The organism is Micromonospora sp. NPDC003197, assembly GCF_053590565.1.
Window position 1 is genome coordinate 1 of sequence record NZ_JBSFTE010000017.1, and the last position, 19,690, is coordinate 19,690.

14 protein-coding genes are annotated in these 19,690 nt (G+C 68.8%); 12 read left to right on the top strand and 2 right to left on the bottom strand.

All coding sequences use genetic code 11. The features are described from left to right. Positions 1 to 190 precede the first annotated feature (190 nt). Together ACWDV4_RS19570 and ACWDV4_RS19575 are read left to right on the top strand one after the other, a co-directional pair. The gene (locus ACWDV4_RS19570; protein WP_449980800.1) at positions 191 to 625 is read left to right on the top strand and encodes an ankyrin repeat domain-containing protein; all 435 of its coding nucleotides are present in this window, start codon (positions 191 to 193) and stop codon (positions 623 to 625) included. 116 nt (positions 626 to 741) lie between these two features. Further along, positions 742 to 2,211, top strand: a complete 1,470-nt coding sequence (locus ACWDV4_RS19575; RefSeq protein ID WP_449980802.1) for a hypothetical protein — start codon at positions 742 to 744, stop codon at positions 2,209 to 2,211. Between the two features lie 62 nt (positions 2,212 to 2,273). Here the strand turns inward: ACWDV4_RS19575 and ACWDV4_RS19580 are convergent, their stop codons facing one another. Together ACWDV4_RS19580 and ACWDV4_RS19585 are read right to left on the bottom strand one after the other, a co-directional pair. Then, entirely contained in the window at positions 2,274 to 2,738 is a 465-nt protein-coding gene (locus tag ACWDV4_RS19580) for a pyridoxamine 5'-phosphate oxidase family protein (RefSeq protein ID WP_449980804.1), read from the bottom strand. Between the two features lie 91 nt (positions 2,739 to 2,829). Then, positions 2,830 to 3,225 (bottom strand): cupin domain-containing protein, encoded by a 396-nt coding sequence (locus tag ACWDV4_RS19585; protein ID WP_449980806.1) that lies wholly within the window; start codon positions 3,223 to 3,225, stop codon positions 2,830 to 2,832. Between the two features lie 52 nt (positions 3,226 to 3,277). Here ACWDV4_RS19585 and ACWDV4_RS19590 point away from each other — a divergent pair, with 52 nt between their 5' ends. The 10 genes from ACWDV4_RS19590 to eccD all read left to right on the top strand — a co-directional run bounded on the left by ACWDV4_RS19590 (position 3,278) and on the right by eccD (position 19,654). Further along, positions 3,278 to 3,928 (top strand): helix-turn-helix domain-containing protein, encoded by a 651-nt coding sequence (locus ACWDV4_RS19590; RefSeq protein ID WP_449980808.1) that lies wholly within the window; start codon positions 3,278 to 3,280, stop codon positions 3,926 to 3,928. A 285-nt stretch (positions 3,929 to 4,213) separates the two neighbouring features. Beyond that, the gene (locus ACWDV4_RS19595) at positions 4,214 to 5,020 is read left to right on the top strand and encodes a sensor histidine kinase (protein ID WP_449980810.1); all 807 of its coding nucleotides are present in this window, start codon (positions 4,214 to 4,216) and stop codon (positions 5,018 to 5,020) included. After that, positions 5,017 to 5,742, top strand: a complete 726-nt coding sequence (locus tag ACWDV4_RS19600) for a response regulator transcription factor (protein ID WP_449980812.1) — start codon at positions 5,017 to 5,019, stop codon at positions 5,740 to 5,742. The genes ACWDV4_RS19595 and ACWDV4_RS19600 overlap by 4 nt, the downstream gene beginning before the upstream one ends. 190 nt (positions 5,743 to 5,932) lie before the next feature. Then, positions 5,933 to 7,003 (top strand): ABC transporter substrate-binding protein, encoded by a 1,071-nt coding sequence (locus ACWDV4_RS19605; RefSeq protein WP_449980814.1) that lies wholly within the window; start codon positions 5,933 to 5,935, stop codon positions 7,001 to 7,003. Next, on the top strand, positions 7,000 to 8,754 hold the full coding sequence (locus ACWDV4_RS19610) for an ABC transporter permease (RefSeq protein WP_449980816.1): 1,755 nt from the start codon (positions 7,000 to 7,002) through the stop codon (positions 8,752 to 8,754). The genes ACWDV4_RS19605 and ACWDV4_RS19610 overlap by 4 nt, the downstream gene beginning before the upstream one ends. Then, positions 8,751 to 9,881 carry an ABC transporter ATP-binding protein gene (locus tag ACWDV4_RS19615; RefSeq protein ID WP_449980818.1) on the top strand — a complete coding sequence of 377 codons (1,131 nt, stop codon included), beginning with the start codon at positions 8,751 to 8,753 and terminating at the stop codon, positions 9,879 to 9,881. Before ACWDV4_RS19610 ends, ACWDV4_RS19615 begins: the two co-directional genes overlap by 4 nt. 143 nt (positions 9,882 to 10,024) lie before the next feature. After that, entirely contained in the window at positions 10,025 to 12,811 is a 2,787-nt protein-coding gene (locus ACWDV4_RS19620; RefSeq protein ID WP_449980820.1) for an AAA family ATPase, read from the top strand. Between the two features lie 158 nt (positions 12,812 to 12,969). Further along, positions 12,970 to 14,259: a type VII secretion-associated serine protease mycosin gene (gene mycP, locus ACWDV4_RS19625; protein ID WP_449980821.1), complete on the top strand. Its 1,290-nt coding sequence runs from the start codon at positions 12,970 to 12,972 to the stop codon at positions 14,257 to 14,259. Beyond that, positions 14,256 to 18,272, top strand: coding sequence for a type VII secretion protein EccCa (eccCa, locus tag ACWDV4_RS19630; protein ID WP_449980822.1), 4,017 nt, complete (start codon positions 14,256 to 14,258; stop codon positions 18,270 to 18,272). Before mycP ends, eccCa begins: the two co-directional genes overlap by 4 nt. Next, positions 18,269 to 19,654: a type VII secretion integral membrane protein EccD gene (gene eccD / locus ACWDV4_RS19635; RefSeq protein ID WP_449980824.1), complete on the top strand. Its 1,386-nt coding sequence runs from the start codon at positions 18,269 to 18,271 to the stop codon at positions 19,652 to 19,654. Before eccCa ends, eccD begins: the two co-directional genes overlap by 4 nt. Positions 19,655 to 19,690 lie beyond the last annotated feature (36 nt).

Consider the following 19,690-nt stretch of genomic DNA (forward strand, 5'->3'; position numbering starts at 1 on the left):
CCTTCCGGGACGGTGGATCAGGTGCGGTCCGAGCTGGGAATCCCGGGCTTGCCCGGGAGGGAAAATCCCCCGGATTAATCCGTGGGGATCGTTAAGACTCTCCCAGCTAGCGTGGACGAAAGTCAGAGTGTCGGCCTGTGCTGCCCGTCCGGCAAACCGTTTATTCTGACCAACGCCTACCCTGACGAAGGTGAACGTCCGGCAGCGTAAGAGGCTCACCTCCCAATTGATGGCCTCGTTGCTGCGCGACGATCTCCCGGCCCTGCTTACGGTTTTGCGCGCGGGGGCGGACCCGAATGCGGCAGATCGTGACGGTACAACACCCCTCTATCTGGCATCAGTGCAGAACAGGCCCTTGATGGTGCGGATTCTCCTGAACGCCGGTGCGGACCCGAACGTCGAGAGCGGGCACGGCGAGGAGGGCACACCGCTGACGGGCGCTGCAGCGTGGGGGCACACGGACGTCGTACGCGAGCTTCTTGCGCAGGGCGCGGAGCCGAACCTCCGCGAAGATCACGGCAGGGGCCTGTCGCCGCTCGACTGGGCCATCCGAGGTAGCCACGAGGAAACAGTCAGTCTGCTTGCTGCCACCGGAGCATCCCGCCATCAGGAACCGCACGGGTAACGAGCGAGCGACCCAGCTGGTTCGACGGCTGAGGCGAACTTTGATTGCCGCGCGACTCAGCATGCGAGACTCGGCACCAGCCACGGTGAGTCGATTTTGGTTGAGAGGCACCAGGGGTGACTGACGCAGCTCCCACACCTATCCATCAAGCCGCGACGCTGGAGGGTCTTGCCGAAAACCCAGCGCTGCCAGCGCGGTTGACCCGTCGGTTGCTGGCCTGCCGGCGCGGCTTTGGGCACGTGGCCAAGCGGGCGGATCTGACCGCTGACCTCATTGCCGAGATCATTGCCACGGACCATCACTGGCTGCTGCATTCGCTTGCGCTCAACTCGCATCTGCCGCACGCCGTACGGCTTCAGCTTGCCGGGCATGAAGATCCCGCCGTCCGGGCCGCGCTGGTCATCGGCGGCCGCCACGCCCCTCGAGACCTGTTCGAACGACTTATCGACGACCCGGACAAACGAGTACGTGAGTATCTGGCACAGGGCGATACTGTCCCCGCTGACCTTCGTGCCCACCTGGTACGGGACCCGGATCCCGAAATCCGGGCCACGCTCGCGCGTTGGTGGCCACAGGCCCCAGAGGAGGTACGCCGGATTCTGCTGACCGATCCCGTCGATACGGTCCGGGCAGCTGCCTGCTCCACCTACTACGCGCGTCTACCCCACCCAATCCCGCCAGCTGACCTGGTACCCGGCCTGCTCGATGACCCAGCGACCCGGGCTGGTGTGGTGCGACATGTGCCCCTCACCGTCGATACGGCCCTGCGGTTGGCCAACGACCCGGACGAAGAGGTACGCCGGCAGGTGGCGGAACATCCACAGCTCCCTCCGGACCTGCGGGACCGGCTCGCTGAGGATTCGAGCGCCTCCGTACGAGTCGGCATCTTCGCCCGGCCAGACACCCCCGAGCCGATTCGACAGCGGATCTATCACGGGACCCAGCCCCGCCCCGGACGACTGATCGACGAGTTGGCTGGCGATCGTGATGACGAGGCCCTGCTCCGGAGCATCGGGAACCATATTGCCGTCACCGAGCTGAAGCATCTGCGTCTGGACTGGGTGACCGCCGACCCGGTGCCCTACGTGAACTCGCCGTACGTCTGCTTCCGTCGCTCGGCGGCGCGCAGCCGAGCGCTGCCGTCGGATGCCGTGCTGCGACTGCTCGACGATGACGAGAGCATCGTCCGCACCACGATGGCCAGGCATGCTCCCCACCTGGTCGACCTAGCCACTGCGGAGCGTATCGATCGCGAGTTCCGGCCGGACAAAAGGACAAACTGGCGTCCGGCCGACGACTTCCCCTTCCCGGCAGAGAGCCTTTGCCGGTTTGCGACCGATGCCGATCCGAGGATGCGCTGCCTGGCGCCCCGGAATCCCGACCTTCCCGCCGACCTGGCTGAGCAGTTGGCCGCTGACCCCGAGAGTTCAGTGCGGCGGGCCGTCGCCACCCATCCGCGTCTGCCGACCCGCGCGTTGCTCACCCTGGTGGCGGATCCGAACGAATGGGTGGCGCGCGCCGCTGCCGCGTCGCCATCCCTACCAGCCGCCGACATGGAGCGGCTTCTTTCCCTGGCTGGCCTCTGATAGTCGTCACGCACGACACCCAAGGGGCCGGATAACGACGTGTGATCGTGCGCCGAGGAGAACTACACCTGCCACTCATCGGCGAGCATCAGATCCCGGCCGACCATCTCGTTGACCTCGCGCCAGGCCTGGATGAGTTCCGGCCGGATCCGGAAGTACAGGTGGTTCCGCAGCTTCCGGGGGTCGAACCCGGTCTTCGCGGCGAACGCGTCGCCGACTTCATCCGTGACCTCGGTTACGACCACCGCGGAGCCCTCGATGAGTACCACGTCGCGGGTGGGTCCGATCGTGAGGCGGACTCGCCCGCTGCCGCGAAGGTTCTGGGCCGTGGGGTTGGTGGCTGCCGTCGAGAGCAGGATCGTCTCGCCGTCCCAGAGGAACGACAGGGGCACCAGGTACGGCACGCCGGTCGAGTCGGCGGTGGCCACCCAGGTGTCGATGTCATGTTCGAGCCGGTGCAGGGTGTCCTGCTTGCGCTGCTCGAGCGAACGAGGCGGAGGCATCATGGCGGCGAATCTCCTGTTCACGATCCGAATGGTGATCATTCGGCGGCGGTGTCGCGACAGGGTACTCGTCGGGCTTCCGCCCTCAGCTCACCGCTTTCGTGGGCAGCGCCGTTCAGGAATCGAGCGTGTGTCCGGTCGTCGCGTCGACGTGGTCGGGAACCTCATCGTGGCGGTCGCCAACGGACGATGTCCCCGTGGGCTCGAACAACAGGATCGTCGCGCCGGTGGGGGCGTACGGCTTGTGCTGCGTGCCGCGCGGGACGGTGAAGACCGCACCCTGCCCAAGCCGTACCGTCCGTTCCCCGGTCGGCTCCCGTAGGACGATGAACAACTCCCCGCCGAGCACCAGGAAGAACTCATCGGTGTCGTCGTGGGTATGCCAGACGTGCTCCCCGGCGACCTTGGCGACGCGTACGTCATAGTCGTTGACCCGGGTGACGATACGGGGGCTCCACAGCGCATTGAAGGAGGCCAGGGCCTCGCTGAGGGCGATTGGTTCGTGGCTCATGAATAGATCCTCGCCCGTTGACCATGGTCTGGGTGAGTGCTAGAAATCGCACATGCCGCAAGATTCCTCGCACTCAGTTTCTTCGGCGCGCCTCCACCGGGTCGTGGTGATCGTGGACGAGAACTCGAACCCCTTCGAGCTTGGCTGCGCAACCGAGGTTTTTGGGCTGCGTAGGCCCGAGGTCGGCCGCGATCTGTACGACTTCCGCCTCTGCTCGCCCGAGCCGAGCACACTGATGCGGGACGGCTTCTTCACCCTGACCGGGGTTTCCGGGCTGGCAGCGGCCGAGAGGGCGGACACCTTGATCGTTCCTAATCGGCCAGACACCGACGTGCCGCGTCGGCCAGCCGTGCTCGACATCCCCGACGAGTCCCTCGCGCCCACCCTGGCCTGGGCCCAGGATCGACTTGACGCACCGCTGACCGTGGCCGCCCTGGCGAGGCGAGCTTCGGTCAGCCCGGCGACGCTGCACCGTCGCTTTCGAGCGCAACTGGGTACGACGCCACTGGCCTGGCTCACCCGGGAGCGCCTCAATCTGGCATGTCGATTGATTGAGCGCGGAGAGGCGCGCTTCGAGGTGGTCGCGCGGCGCAGCGGGATTGGCACCGCTGCCAACCTGCGCGCCCTGATGCGCCGCGAGACCGGGCTGAGCCCGTCGCAGTACCGGCGCCGGTTTGGCCCCGGCACAGTGCCGACAGGGTGATGTTCCCGCAGGGCTACCAAGCCTGTTGACATTCGAAGGTCGTGATTTATGAATCACTGAGGGTGTGGGAACCGTTGATGACGGGAGCTTCGGTCGTCACCGGTCAGGTGCGGAACGGTTACGAAAGATCATCGAGGATCGTTCGGCCGTTGTGGCACCCGCCCCTGACATGCAGAATGCAGACCATCACCTCGCCGAAGCCCGTGATATTGCCGATGCGAGGTAACCACAGCGGCAGCCAGCGTCGGCCCGCCGGTGGGCGGCAGCGTCTGAGGAGGACGGGCAATGGAGGCCGCCTGGTGGTCCTTGGCAGCGGCGCTCGGTGGTGCCCTTGTCGGGGCCGGACTGGTGGCGTGGCGGATGCGCCGGGCGGCTGCCGCACGGATCGCCGAACTGGCCCAGTTGGAACAGTTGGTGCAGCGGCGGGCGGACCAGGTCAATGCCCTCAGCCACGAACTACGTACCCCACTGAGCATGATCAAAGGTGCGGTCGACCTGCTCAGAGAGGGGACTCCCGGCCCCCTTACCCCAGCTCAGCAGAGATTTCTACAGGTCGCCGATCATCAGTCCACACAGGTGATCGGGCTGTGTGAGAGCCTGCTGATCCAGGCAAAGATCGAGGCCGGGTTGTTCACCCCGCAGCTGGAGAAGGTGGACGTCTCCGTGGTGGTACGCGATGTGGTCACCGCGATGCGGCCATTGGCCGGCCAACGCCACCAGCGCATCACCCTCGACGTGCCGCAGGTGATGCCGCGCATCGCCGCCGACCCGATGCTGCTGACCCAGGCGTTGACGAACCTGCTGTCGAACGCGAGCCGGTTCACCACCACCGGCGGCAACATGGACGTACGGGTCATGCTGATCGACACCGGAGTGGCCATCTACGTCACCGACGACGGCGCCGGGATGACCCGAGCCGAGCGGCACCGGCTGTTCCACCGGTTCGCGACCGGTCGGCCGCTGGCGGACGGCACCGGCCTCGGGTTGGTGATCACGAAGACCATCATCGAGCTGCACGGAGGCGAGATCATGGTGCATACCGCGTCCACCCGGGGGACCACGTTCCTCCTCACCCTGCCGAGCGGCTCATGACCGGGCCGGTAGTCGAGGGGAGGACAGGCGGTCCGACCGCCCTGGTGGTGGACGACGAGCCGCAGATGACGATCATCGTCGAGTTCGCCCTGCAGACCCAGGGGTTCACGGTGCTGACCGCGCACGACGGTGCGACCGCACTGCACCTACTCCGATCGCACGCGATCGACCTGGTCGTACTGGACGTGATGATGCCGACGATGGACGGGCTGACCCTGTGCCAGCGGATCCGGGCCCGCTCCGAGGTGCCGATCATGCTGCTCACCGCGTTGGCGCAGCACGAAGACGTAATTATCGGATTGGAGCATGGTGCGGACGACTATGTCACCAAACCGTTCCACCCGCGCGAGGTGGCGCTGCGGGCGCAGGCGTTGGTCCGCCGTCGGCGGGACAGCACCACCACCATCCGGGTAGGGCAACTGGTCATCGACCCGGCGGCACAGACCGCCACCCTGGCCCAGCATCGGCTGGACCTGCCGTTCACCGAGTTCAAGCTGCTCACCCACCTGGCCACGCGGAGGGGCGTACCACAGTCCTGGCAGGACCTGCTGCGTGAGGTGTGGGGAACCACTGATCTGATCGGTGGCCGGGACGTGGTGAAGTCCACCGTCTACCGGCTGCGATCCCGGCTCGCTGCCGTGCCCGGCGGCACCGGGTACATCCGTACGCTGCGCAGCGTGGGCTACCTGATGCCCGACGTGGCCCCCGGAACGCCGGCCTAGCGGCCCGAATCGCCCCACCCACCGTCGCGGGGCCACCCACCGAGGACGCGACCCGTTGCTGCCCGCGGACATAGGTGACGGCGGTGTCACCGGGACTCACGCCACCGTTACCAAACCATCGTTTACACGCCTCTAACCTGACCGAAATTTCATTCAGCAGTCCTCGCAGATCAAGCATTCGGAGGTAGACGTGTTGCTGAAGGGGCGGTCGCGCCGACGCGCGACAACTACGATGGCGCTGGCCGCTGCGGTCGCTCTGACTGCCGCCGGTTGTGCCCGCGAAGACGTCGGGGGAGACCCGGCCAAGGACAGTGGCGTCGTGCACGTGGTGTGTGGTGCGACCGAGGACTGGTGCGCCGCGACCACCAAGAAGTTCACCGAGTCGACCGGCATCAAGGCGGACTTCGTCCGGCTCTCCAGCGGTGAAGCCCTCGCCCGGATCAAGGCCGGTAAGGGCAACGCCGAGTTCGACGTCTGGTACGGCGGCCCGGCCGACGGCTACGCCGCCGCCAACGTGGACGGCATGCTCGACTCGTACGTATCGCCGAACGCGGCGGTGATTCCGGACAAGTACAAGGATCCGGCCGGCTCGTGGACCGGCGTGTACGTCGGAGCGCTGGGCTTCTGCAGCAACGGCAAGCTGCTGGCCGAGAAGGGGCTCGAAGTCCCGAAGTCCTGGGCGGACCTGCTCAACCCGAAGCTCAACCGGGAAATCGGCATCGCCCACCCGTCCACCTCGGGCACGGCCTACACGGCGCTCTGGACGCAGGTGCAGTTGGCCGGCGGTGACCAGACCAAGGCGCTGGAATACATGCGCAAGCTGCACCCGAACGTGCTGCAGTACACCAAGTCCGGCTCGGCGCCGGGGCAGATGACCGCCCGGGGCGAGGTGACCGTCGGGGTCATCTTCTCCCACGACTGCGTCGCCACCATGGAAGAGGGCTTCCCCGACCTGAAGGTGAGCTTCCCGTCGGAGGGCACCGGTTACGAGACGGGTGGCATCGCCCTGGTCAAGGGTGCCAAGAACCCGACCAGCGGCAAGAAGTTCATCGACTGGGCGCTGACCACCGAGGCGCAGGAGATCGGCCCCACGGTCAAGGCATACCAGTTCCCGACCAACCCGAACGCCAAGGTGTCGGACAAGGTCGTCAAGCTCTCCGAGTTGACGATGGTGCAGTACGACGCTGTCGCGGCCGGTAGCGCCAAGTCGGCGCTGAACAAGCGGTTTGACGCTGAAGTTGCGCAGGCGCCGAAGTCATGACGACCCTGCTGTCCGAACGCGAGGTGGCCACCGCACCTGAGGTGGCCCCTCCGCGGCGGCGGCGGCGTCGGCACCGTGACGTGGGCATCCGTGTCCTGATCGCCATCAGCGTCGTGCTGGTGGCGATCGGGGCGGTCGTCCCGCTGATCGCGGTGCTCGCGACGGCGTTCTCGCCGGACGCGCTGCCCCGCTACGCGGAGTTCTTCACCTCCTCCGTCGATCTCGGTATTCTGCGCAACACGCTGGTGCTTGGCCTGCTCGTCGGTCTCGGCGGCACCGCGTTGGGCTTCCTCTTCGCGTTCGTCCAGGCCCGTCTGGACGTACCCGGGAAGAAGATCCTGCACATCATCGCGATGATGCCGATCGTCAGCCCGCCCTTCGCGGTGGCCACCGCCACCGTCGTGCTGTACGGCCGCCGCGGCGTCATCAGCAACGGTCTCTTCGGCCTCGAGTACGACATCTACGGCCTCGACGGCCTGGTGTTCGTACTGTCCCTGTCGCTGTTCCCCGTGGCCTACCAGGGTCTGCTCGGCATGATGCGGGCGTTGGACCCGGCGCTGGAAGAAGCCGCGATGAACATGGGCGCCAGTCGCTGGCAGATCATGCGCAAGGTGATTCTGCCGCTGCTGGCACCGGGCCTGGTCGCCCCGTTCCTGCTGCTCTTCGTCGAGGCCATCGCCGACCTGGCCAACCCGCTGGTGCTCGGTGGCGACTACACCGTGCTGGCCAGCCGCGCCTACCTCTCGATCACTGGCGAGTACGACACCACCAGCGCCGCGGTCTACTGCGTGATCCTTTTGGTGCCGTCGCTGGCCATGTACTTCGGACAGCGCTGGTGGCTCAACCGCAAGGTGCGTACCACCATCACCGGCCGTCCGTCCGGCAGCGTCCACCTGATCACCGGCTGGAGCCGCTGGCCGATCTACGGACTGGCGGTCTTCGCCGCCCTGATCATCGTCAGCCTGTACGGCACGGTGATCATTGGCTCGGTGACCAAGGTGTTCGGCGTCGACAACACCTTCACCCTGCAATACCTCGAAGAGGTCATCCTCGGGGTGGGGGTCGAGGCGGTCCTCGACACGCTGATGTTCGCGATCATCGCCACGCCGATCGCCGGCATCATCGGTCTGGTCATCGCCTGGCTGGTGGTGCGCCACCTGCGCTACACCGCCTGGCTGCTCGACCTCGGCGGCACCCTCGGTGTCGCGGTGCCCGGTACGGTGCTCGGCATCGGTTTCGTGCTGGCCTACCGGCCGGACCGCTACATCGGTGACTTCGTGGCCTTCCCCAGCCTGGTCGGCGGCAGCGCCATTGCCAGCGGCGCGGTAGCCATCGTCCTGGCGTACGTCGTCCGGAGCGTCCCGGCCGGCCAACGCATCGCGGTCGGGGCGCTTTCCCAGATGCACCCCTACATCGAGCAGGCGTCGACGGACCTCGGGGCCAGCCCGTTGCAGACGTTCCGCTGGGTGACCCTGCCGCTGATCCGACCGGCGCTGCTCACCGGTCTGAGTTACAGCTTTGCCCGCAGCATGACATCGGTCTCGACCATCGTCCTGCTGGTCACCCCGGAAACGAAGATCATCACATCGCAGGTGCTCAGCGCCGCCAACACCGGCCGGTACGGGGTGGCGTTCGCCTACTGCACCGTGCTCACGGCACTCGTGTTGGCCGCCTTCGGGCTCATCCGTCTGATCGTCGGTGGGGGCGTCGCGCTGCAACGTACCGCCAAGTCTGAAAGGCAGAAACGATGACCGCCGCGCCTGCCGCGACCCTGCCGGACATGCCGGCCGAGGCCAGCACCGGGCACCTGCAGCTCGATGCGCTCACCAAGCAGTTCACCAGCCGTTCCGGCACGGTGACCGCAGTCGACGCCGTCACCCTCGACGTCAAGCCGGGAGAGTTCATCACCCTGCTGGGTCCCTCCGGCTGTGGCAAGACCACGACCCTGCGGATGGTGGCCGGGTTCGAGGACGCCACCGGCGGCCGGATCCTGCTCGATGACAAGGTCATCGACGACATCCCGCCCCAGCGGCGGCCGATGGCGATGGTGTTCCAGAGCTATGCGTTGTTTCCGCACATGACCGTGGCGGAGAACATCTCGTACGGGCTGCGCCTCCAGAAGCGGACGAAGGAGGAGATCGCCTCCAGCATGCGGATGGCCATCACCAGCATGAACCTGGTCGGCCTGGAGGAACGCAGCCCACACGAACTCTCCGGCGGCCAGCAACAGCGGGTCGCGTTGGCGCGTGCCCTGGTGGTGCAGCCGAAGGTGCTGCTCTTCGACGAGCCGTTGTCCAACCTCGATGCCAAGCTGCGGGACGCGATGCGGGCCGAGATCCGCCGCATCCAGAAGATGTTCGGCATCACCAGCATCTACGTCACCCACGACCAGGACGAGGCGATGAGCATGTCCGACCGGATCGTGGTGATGAACAAGGGCATGGTCGAGCAGGTGGCCACCCCGGGCGAGATCTATGCCCGGCCGGCCAGCGTCTTCGTCGCTGACTTCATCGGCCGGGCCAACTTCATCGAGACGGTTCCGGAGAACATCACCGAAGGCCGGGCCACCGTCAACGTGCTCGGCCGGCAGATCACTGTTCCGGCCCACCCCAAGGTGGCGGCCGGTGCGGGTGATGCGTACCTGATGGTGCGGCCGGAGACAGCGGGGCTCACCCCGGTCACCGACGGCGGCAACGGGATGGGCGTGGTATTGCGTTCCACCTTCCACGGACCGTCCATCGACTACGAGGTGGAGACGACCGGCGGCACCATCACGGTGACCGAACCGGGTAAGGACCCGCGGGACGCGTTGACCGAGGGCACCAAGGTCGACGTGACCTTCGACCCGGAGCGGGCCTACCTGCTCACCCGCGAATGAACCGCCGATGGGCGGCTCGCCGTGATTCTCTTCCCCGTACCCCGGCGGGTCGCCCATCGTTCACTGGCTTCTCATTGCTGGCAGCTACGTTTTGGCGCATACGTTGACCGATCCGAGTTGATCACTTTGAGATTGTTGGCGCCGTGACCTCGGGCATCTTGGCCGGCCGCCAAGATCTGGTTGACCAGGCACTGCACCACTGGGCGGACGGACGAAGCGTCGTCCTCGTCGGCGGTGCGGGCATGGGCAAGTCCACCGTGCTCGCCGCGCTGGGCCGGGCCGCCGGGCAGCGGCCCGGCCTGGTGCTGGTGGCCAGCCCGGCCGAGGCGGACGCCCGGATGCCCTTCGTGACCCTGATCGACCTCTTCGGTGCCGTACCCGGTGAACACTTCGACCGACTGTCCCCGGCGACGCTACGGATCGTCGAGCTTGCCCTACGTCGTCGCGATCCCGGCGGCGGCGAGGTCGACACGTTGGCCGTCTGCCTCGGCATTCTCGACCTACTGCGGACGATCACGTCGGCGATGCCGATCACCCTGCTGCTGGACGATCTCCAGTGGGTCGACCCGGCCAGTGCGGAGGTGCTCAGCTTCGCTGCCCGACGCCTACCACTCGGGCGGATGACGATCCTTGCCGCCCAACGCTCCGACACCGCAGCCCAGCAACCCCCGGCTGGGCCGGTAGTCCCCCCAGGTGTGGTCACCCTGGCGGTCGGCCCACTGCCCGCGGAGGTGCTGGTCCCGGTGATCACCGCACGGGCCGGCGGGCTGGTCAGCCGTCCGATCGCCCAGCAGATCTGGGCACTCTCCGCCGGCAACCCGCTCTTCGCGCTGGAGATCTCCGATGCGGTACGGCGCAGCGGGGTACGACCCGAACCGGGCGCGCCGCTGCCGGTGCCCGTACACCTCGACACCCTGATGCGGCAACGCCTGGCCACGTTGTCGCCCCGCGCCCGAGACACCGTCCGGCTCGCCGCCACCGCGTACCGCCCCACCCTGGCGCTGCTCAGCCGGGCCGGCTGCGACGCAGCGGTGACCGACCTGACCGATGCCTCCGTGGCGGGCATCTGCGACCTCGACGCCAGTGGCACCGTCTCGTTCGGACATCCGCTGCTGCGGGCTGCGGTGTACGCCGAGGCCCCGGTCATCGTCCGGATGTCACTGCACGCCCGGCTCGTCGAGGTCACCACCGACCCCATCGAGCGGGCCCGGCATCTAGCCCTGGCGACCGGCCTGGAGGACGAGACCGTGGCGGCCGCGTTGACCACCGCCGCGGACCTGGCCAGCCGGCGTGGGGCCACCGGCGTCGCCCGGGAGCTGATCGGCCTGGCCGCGCTGCGTACGCCCACAGCCGACCAGGTCGGGTGGGCCGAGCGGAAACTCGCCGAGGCCCACTACGCCCACCAGGCGGGGCTGCTCAGCGAGGCGCGCGAGGTGGCCGGGCAGGTGCTCGCCGCCGAGGTACCGCGCCGGCTGCGGATACGCGCCTGGCTGGCCGTCTTCGAGGCCAGCGGGGATGCGATCGGGGGGATGGGCCAGCAGGTGTCGGCGGCCCGCGAAGCCGCTGCGGGCGAGGCAGACCTGGAACCCCGGGTACGCCTCTACTGCGCCATCCACCATGCGGCCGCCCTACGCGCCGAACCTGCCCTGGCCGATGCGGGCTGGGCGGCTGAGGCGGCGGCCGTGGTGGGGGACGGCCGGACCGAGGCGTGGGCACTGCACGTGCTACTGACCGTGAAGGCACAGTTGGGCCAGTCCCGCGACGTGGAGTTGGCCCGGGTCGGCCGGCTGCTGGCCCAGCGGCGCGACCTGGGGGAGGCCGCCCACCTGATCTGCTACGACCTGGCCCGCGCACACTTCGACGACGATCGGTACGACGAGGCGCACGAGTTGCTGCGCTCAGCCGTACGCCGGGCCGAGGAGGCAGGTGTCTTCGGCGGGCTGGAGTGGGTGCTGCACCTGCTGGCCCGGGTCGACTGGCGGCGGGGGCGGTGCACGGCAGCACTGGCCACGGTATCCCGGTTCCAGCAGTTGGCGATCGACGTCGAGCCGGCGTACGGCAATCTGGTGCGGTGGGCCTCGGCCGAGGCAGAGGCGGTTACCGGCAGCCTGGGCCGGGCCATCGAACTGGCCGAGCAGGTGGTCACGGAGACGGAACGGATCGGCGACGTCGAGAAACTGATCCAGTTCTGCCACTTCCTCGGTAGCTGGCGACACTTCGCCGGGGACGACACCGGAGCACTGGCCATGCTCGACCAGGCCCGGGAGCACGCCGCCAACTTCGCACCGGGCAACCAGAGCGTGCTGTTGCTGGCCGAACTCGTGGAGGTGCGGGTCGGCGTGGGCGACCGGGAGCAGGCACGCCAGCTGCTCACCGAGCTACGCGACCTTGCCGCGCGATTCGGCCGGGGCAACGAGACCTGCGGCGACGGCGACGCGGGAACATCCACCTTCGCCGCCGCAGCCGCTCAGCGGGCCGAGGCGGTGTTCGCCTTCGCCGAGGGGCGGGCCGACGCCGCCATCGACCTGCTCAGCCGGGCGGCGGAGGCGTACCGCGCGTTGGACACCCCGCTTGAACTCGCCCGTACGCTGACCGTCTGGGCCAACGTCGCACGCCGGCAGCGGCGGCGGGCGGCGGCGCGTACCCTGCTCGACGAGGCAGCCCGACGATGCGAGGCGGCCGGCGCGACGGTCTGGCGGGACCGGGTCGAGGCCGAACTCGCCCGGCTCACCCCCGGGGGGCGCGCCGGTAACCAGCTCACTCCGATGGAGGAGCGGATCGCGGCGCTGGTCGTACAGGGGGCTACCAACCGGGAGATCGCGCAGAGCCTGGCCATCGGAGTGACCACGGTGGAGGGTTCCCTCACCCAGATCTACCGCCGGTTCCGCATCCGGTCCCGGGTCGAACTGGTCCGCGCGTTGACGTCATGAGATCACCCACGTCATCGTGCCGATTGCCCATGCTGTCGCGTGGATCGTTCCGTTGAGCAGCGCCGAGAATCTTCACCGATCGTGATGAACCATCTGGTCGACCGGGCCGTAGTCACCGCGACGAGAGGTCGTGGCGGTGACGCCGGCGGGAGGCAGGAATGCGGCAGCGGGTCCGGATGCTTGCGCGTCTGCTCGCCGGGATGATGCTGCTGGCCACATCGTTATCGGTCGGCGCTGCGTCAGCAGGCGCCGCGCCCACGATGCGCTGCACATCGCCATCGGAGAAACTGCTGCCGGAGGTGCCCTGGACGCACCAGCGGCTGACGCCGCAGCGGGTGTGGCCGCTGACCCGGGGCGAGGGCGTGCTGGTGGCGGTCATCGACACCGGGGTGGACGGGACGGTGCCGCAGCTCGCGGGGCGAGTCCGCAAGGGCAGCGATGTGGTCAACCGAACGGGCCGCGCCGACGACGACTGCTACGGTCACGGCACCTTCGTCGCCGGCATCATCGCCGCCCAGCCGGCCGCCGGCACCGGCATGGTGGGGCTGGCGCCGGGCGTGACGATTCTGCCTGTCCGGCAGGCCAACGGCCCCAGCGACGGCACCGCGTCGACCCTGGCCCGGTCGATCCGGGCGGCTGTCGACGCGAACGCCTCCGTCATCAACGTCTCGGCCAGTTCCTTCTTCCCCAACGAGGAGTTACGGCGGGCCGTGGAGTACGCCGCGCAGCGGGACGTGCTGTTGGTCGCGGCGGTCGCGAACGAGGCGCAACAGGGCAATCCAATCGCCTACCCGGCGGCCTATCCGCAGGTCGTCGCGGTCGGTTCGGTCGGCCCGGATGGTCGGCGCAGCGAATTCTCCGAGGTGGGCACCTACCTGGACCTGGTGGCCCCGGGGGTGGACGTGGTGAGTCTGAGCCGGGCCGGTTCCGGGCACCTCGTCGACAGTGGCACCAGCTACGCGACGCCGTTCGTGACCGCCACCGCCGCGTTGGTCCGGGCCTACCACCCGAAGCTCACCGCGGCGCAGGTGAAGCATCGGCTGGAAGCAACGGCCGACCACCCGGGTACGACGCTGCCGAATCCGCAGCTCGGCTGGGGGGTGGTGAACCCGTACCAGGCGGTCACCGCGATCCTGCCGGAGGAACACGGCCACCGCACCGCCTCGATCGACCAGCCCCCGATGGGCCCGGTCGCCGGGACCGCGACGGAGTCGGCCAGCGGCCGTGACACCGCGATCGAGTTCACTTTGGCCGCTGTCGTCGTGGCCGCCCTCCTCGGGCTGGTGGCCTACCTGGTACCGCGCGGCATTCGCCGCGGCTGGCGCAGCGTCGGCGAGCCTGCTGCGGAGCCGGCACCGGAATCCGAGCCAGATCAGGTTTCGCACCGGGAGAACCGGCACCCGGACACCCCCGATTCGGGCCGGAACAGACGATGGAGCACCGGATGAGCACGATTCCCGTAACCCGGTCGCCCCGCCGCTCCGCCCCGGCGATCGACAAAGGGGAGTTCGCCCTACAGGAGCCGCCGGGACTGCCGGAGGCCGCTGGCGGACAGCTCACCAACCTGCTGACCTACCTGCCCATGATGATGGGCACCGGTGCGCTGGCGCTGTTCTACCTGCAGTCCGGCGAGAGCCGGGTGATGCTCTACCTGACCTCGGGGCTGATGGGCCTGTCAGCCATCATCATGGCGTTCGCCCTGCTGATGCGGGCCGGCTCGGAACGCAAAGCCAAGCTCAAGGGCGAGCGGCGGGACTATCTGCGCTACCTCGGACAGGCCCGCAAGCAGGTACGACGCAGCGTCGACCGGCAGCGTCGTTCGGTGCTGTTCACCCACCCCGATCCGGCCCGGCTCTGGGCACTGGTCCCCACCGACCGGCTGTGGGAGCGGCGTACCAACCATGCCGACTTCGCCGAGGTACGCATCGGTCTCGGTCAGCAACGCCTGGCGCTGACGTTGCAGGCACCCCAGACCAAACCCGTGGAGGACCTCGAACCGCTCTGCGCCAGCGCGTTACGTCGGTTTCTGCGCGCGTACACGGTGATCGAGGACATGCCGGTGGCGGTGTACCTGCGCGGCTTCGCCCGGGTCAGCCTGGACGGCGACGACGAGGTCAACCGGGCGTTGGTCCGGGCGATGGTGGCGCAGCTCGTCACCTTCCACACCCCGGAGGATCTGCACATCGCCGTGCTGGCCAGCACCGACCGGCTGAGGTACTGGGACTGGGTCAAGTGGCTGCCACACGCCCAGCATGCCGAGCAGACCGATGCGGCCGGGGCGGTACGACTGGTCTGCGACTCCTGGGTGGACCTGGAGAAACTGCTCGGCGGAAAGGCGCTGGACGACCGGGGCCGGTACGAGCCAGGCACGTCACCAACCCCCGACGAGCCGTTCGTCGTGGTGATCCTCGACGATCCGCCCGTCTCGGGCAACCATCGACTCGGCGGGGCCGGCTATCGCAACCTGGTCGCGATCGACGTCGACGCCACCCTGCCCTGGGACGGTGCCGCCACCGCCCTGCGGCTGCGGATCAGCGAGGGGCACATCGACAAGGTCGACATGACCCGGTCGGGCGATGAGAAGGTCACCCCGATCGGGCGGGCCGACGCGTTGAGCCTGGTGCGGGTCCGGGCGTTGGCCCGGCAGGTCGCGCCGTACCGGTTGGGGGGTAGCGGGACGGTGACCGACGCCGCGGCCGTCACCGCCGACCTGCCCGCCCTGCTCGGGATAGCCGACCTGCGCTTGATGGATCCGCAGCTGCTGTGGCAGGCCAGAACGGCCTGGGACCACCTGCGGGTGCCGATCGGCATCACCGATCGAGGACAGACGGTCGAACTCGACCTGAAGGAGTCGGCCCAGGGTGGCATGGGGCCACACGGCATCCTGATCGGGGCCACCGGCTCCGGAAAGTCCGAGCTGATCCGCACACTGGTGCTGTCACTGGCGTTGACGCACTCGTCAGAGAAGCTCAACATGGTGCTGGTCGACTTCAAGGGCGGAGCGACCTTCCTTGGTCTGGACGGTCTGCCGCACGTGTCGGCACTGATCACCAACCTGGTCGACGAACTGCCACTGGTCGACCGGATGCAGGACGCCCTGCAGGGCGAACTGGTCCGGCGGCAGGAGCTGCTGCGCAGGCACAGCCACACGTCGGTGCTGGAGTACGAGCGGGCCCGCGCTGCCGGTGCCGAACTGGACCCGCTGCCCACGCTGGTGCTGATCGTCGACGAGTTCGGGGAACTGCTCAGCGTCAAGTCCGAGTTCACCGACCTGTTCATGATGATCGGTCGCCTCGGGCGCTCGCTCGGGGTGCACCTGCTGCTGGCCTCGCAGCGATTCGAGGAGGGGCGGGTCCATACCCTGGAGACGCACCTGTCCTATCGGATGGGGCTGAAGATGTTCTCGGCGATGGAGTCGCGCAGCGTCATCGGCGTCAGCGACGCGTACGACAAGCCACTCATGCCCGGCTCGGGATATCTGCGTACCGACACCACCACGCTGGTGAAGTTCCGGGGCGCGTACGTTTCCGGACCGTGCCCGGTGCGTGGCAAGCGGGTGACCCAACCGGTCAGCAACTCGCAGGTGGTCAACTTCGAGTCGGGATTCGTGGTGCCGACGCGCCCGATCGAGCCCCCGCCCCGGGACCCCTCGACCACCGAGGAGACTCCGAGCACGGAGACCACCCTGGCGGTGATCGTCGACCGACTACGCGACGCCGGCCCACCGGCACACCCGGTATGGTTGCCGCCGCTGGCCGATCCGGCCCGGTTGGACGAGGTACTGCCGCCACTCACCCTCGATCCGCAGCGCGGCTACGGCGCGCCGTACGGCGGACTGCGGGTCCCGGTCGGTCTGGTGGACCGGCCCTTCGAACAGCGCCGGGATCTGCTGGTAGCCGACCTCGAAGGCGCCAAGGGGCACGCGGCCGTCGTCGGCGCGCCACGCAGCGGCAAGAGCACCCTGCTGCGCACCCTGGTCGCCGGGCTCGCGTTGAGCCACACACCCCGCGAGGTCCAGTGCTACATCCTCGACTTCGGCGGTGGCGCGATGGCCGCGCTGGCCGGGCTGCCACACGTCGGTGGGGTGGCCAACCGGCGGGACCGGGAACGGGTGACCCGCACCGTCGCCGAGGTGTACGACATCCTCGACCAGCGCGAGGAGTTCTTCGGCCGACACGACGTCGAGTCGATGGCGGCCTACCGGCGGGCCCGGGCGGCGGGACAGCACACCGACGACCCGTTCGGCGACGTCTTCCTCGTCATCGACGGCTGGTTCACCCTGCACCAGGAGTTCGAGGGACTGGAGCCGACGATCCAGGAAATCGCCACCCGGGGCCTCAGCTACGGCGTACACCTGGTGATCAGCGCTGGGCGCTGGTCGGAGATCAGACCGTGGCTGCGCGATGTGCTACAGACCCGTTTCGAGCTTCGCCTTGGTGACTCGATGGAGTCCGAGATCGACTTTCGGAAGGCCAAGACGGTGCCGGAGGCACCGGGACGCGGGCTCACTGTGGACAAGTTCCACTTCCTGTCGGCGGTGCCCGCGATCGGGGCGCCGTCGGCCGGGATCGACGCCACCGGTGCCGAGGCAGAGTCGGCCAGCGAGGCGGGGACGGCGTTGGCCACCCTGGTGGAGGCGGTACGGTCCGGCTGGTCCGCGCCGCCGGCCCCGGCCGTACGCCTGTTGCCCAAGGTGCTCGACCGACAGGTACTACCGGCGACCCCCACCGACGGCGAGCTGCGGGTGGCGCTGGGGCTGGACGACCAGCGGCTGCAACCGGTCTGGCACGACTTCGGCACCAACCCGCATCTCATGGTCTTCGGCGACACCGAGACCGGCAAGACGAACCTGCTGCGCCACCTCGCGCAGGCCATCGTCGAGCGGTTCCCGGCGCAGGAGGCGCAGGTGCTGGTCGCCGACCCGAGGCGGAACCTCGCCACCGCCTTCGCCGCGAACCAGACCGTCGGGTACGCGTTGAACGGCAAGGCGTTGCGTGAGGTACTGGCCCGAGGGGTGCCGCTGCTCAAGAGCCGTGTTCCCGGCCCGGACATCGCCCCGGACCGGCTCTCCACCCGGGACTGGTGGTCGGGGCCTCGGCTGTTCGTGCTGTTGGACGACTACGACATGGTTTCCGGGATGATGGACTACCCCGCCGAGACCCTGGTCGACCTGCTGGCACACGGCGCGGAGATCGGCCTGCACGTCATCGTCGCCCGGAGCACGGCCGGTGCGGCCCGGGGGATGACCGATCCCCTGCTGCGTCGCCTCTGGGACCTCGGCAGCAGCGCGGTTCTCTTCTCCTGCCCCCGCGACGAGAGCGGGTTCCTCGGCCAGGTCAAGCCGTTGACGTTGCCCGCCGGGCGGGCGCAGTTGGTCCGGCGCCGCGCCGACCCGATCCAGTTCCAGACGCCGCTGGTCGCCGGCCCGGCCGGCGACAACGCACGAGAGGCCACCCGATGACCGACCTGAGCCGCGTCGTCCTGGTCACCCCCCAACGGAGCGTCGAGGTGGCCCTGCCGTCCATGGTGCCGCTGGCGGACCTGATGCCGGTGCTCGTGCAGCGCGCCACGATGTCCGGTGCGCTGGAGCAGCCGGGTCAGCACCGTGCGTTCACCGGCGAGGGCGACTGGGTGCTGCAACGTCTCGGCAGTGGGCCGCTCGACGAGGAACTCACCCCGGCGTCGCTGCAGATCCGCGACGGCGAGACCCTCTACCTGCGGCCACGGGACGCGCAACTGCCGCCGGTGCACTTCGACGATCTCATCGACGGCCTCGCCGCCGGCGTACGGAACCGTCCCGACCGGTGGCGGGACAGTCTGACCCGGGTGCTGTTCCTCGTCGTCTGCGCTGTCACGTTGCTGACCTGCTTCGTGATCCTGCTCGACGATGCGGTCCCACGCCGGGGTGCCCTGGCCACCGGCTGCGCGGCGGCGCTCGCGTTCGGGGCGATGATGTGCTCGCGCGCTCTCGCCGACGGGTGGGCCGCCGTCACGCTGGGGGTGGCCGCCGTGCCCTTCGCGGGACTCGCCGGCTACAGCCTGATACCAGCACCGGCCATCGCCGGGAGCACCGCGCCGCAACTGCTGTGCGCGGCCGTCGCTGCGAGCGTCACCGCCCTGCTGGTCACCTTCGCGGTCGGCCATTACCGAGCTTTCTTCCTCGCCGGCTGGCTGACCAGCCTGGCCGGTGCCGCCCAGGCCCTGCTGGTGGTGCTCGGACTGAGCACCGCCCAGGCGGCGGCGGCCACCGTCGCGGTGGCTCTGCTCGCCACCGCCGCCGCCCCTTCCCTGGCATTCCGGCTGGCGCTGCTGCGGTTGCCGCAACTGCCGACCAGCGCGACCGATCTCGCCGAGGACATCGACCCGTACCCGGGCACCAAACTGATCTCCGGGGCGGTGGTCGCGGACACCTACCTCACGTGGCTGCTGGCCGCTGCCGGCCTGATCTGCACGGCCGGCCTCTGGGTGCTGGCACCCGCCCGGGGCTGGTCGCCGACGCTCTTCGTCGTCGCGGTGCTCGGTGTCCTGGCCATCCGGTCCCGCAGCCTCAGCTCGGGATGGCAACGGGCGGCCACCCTGCTGCCGGTGCTCACCGGCGGCTCGCTGCTGACCATCCGGCTGGCCGGCCAGGGGGACGCGGCGATCGCCGGGCTCCTCGTCATCTTGCTACTGGTCATCGCGGCCGCCCTGCTGGCCATGTCTCGGAGCCTGCCCGGTCGCCGGTTGCTGCCCTACTGGGGGCGGGTCGCCGACTTCACCGAGTACGTCTTCGCCATCGCGATGGTGCTCACCCTGCTCGCCATCTTCGACGCCTACCAGTGGGCCCGGTCCATCGCCGGTTAGCCAGCCCGCGTCGCCGTGTCGACCGGCCCACCTCGC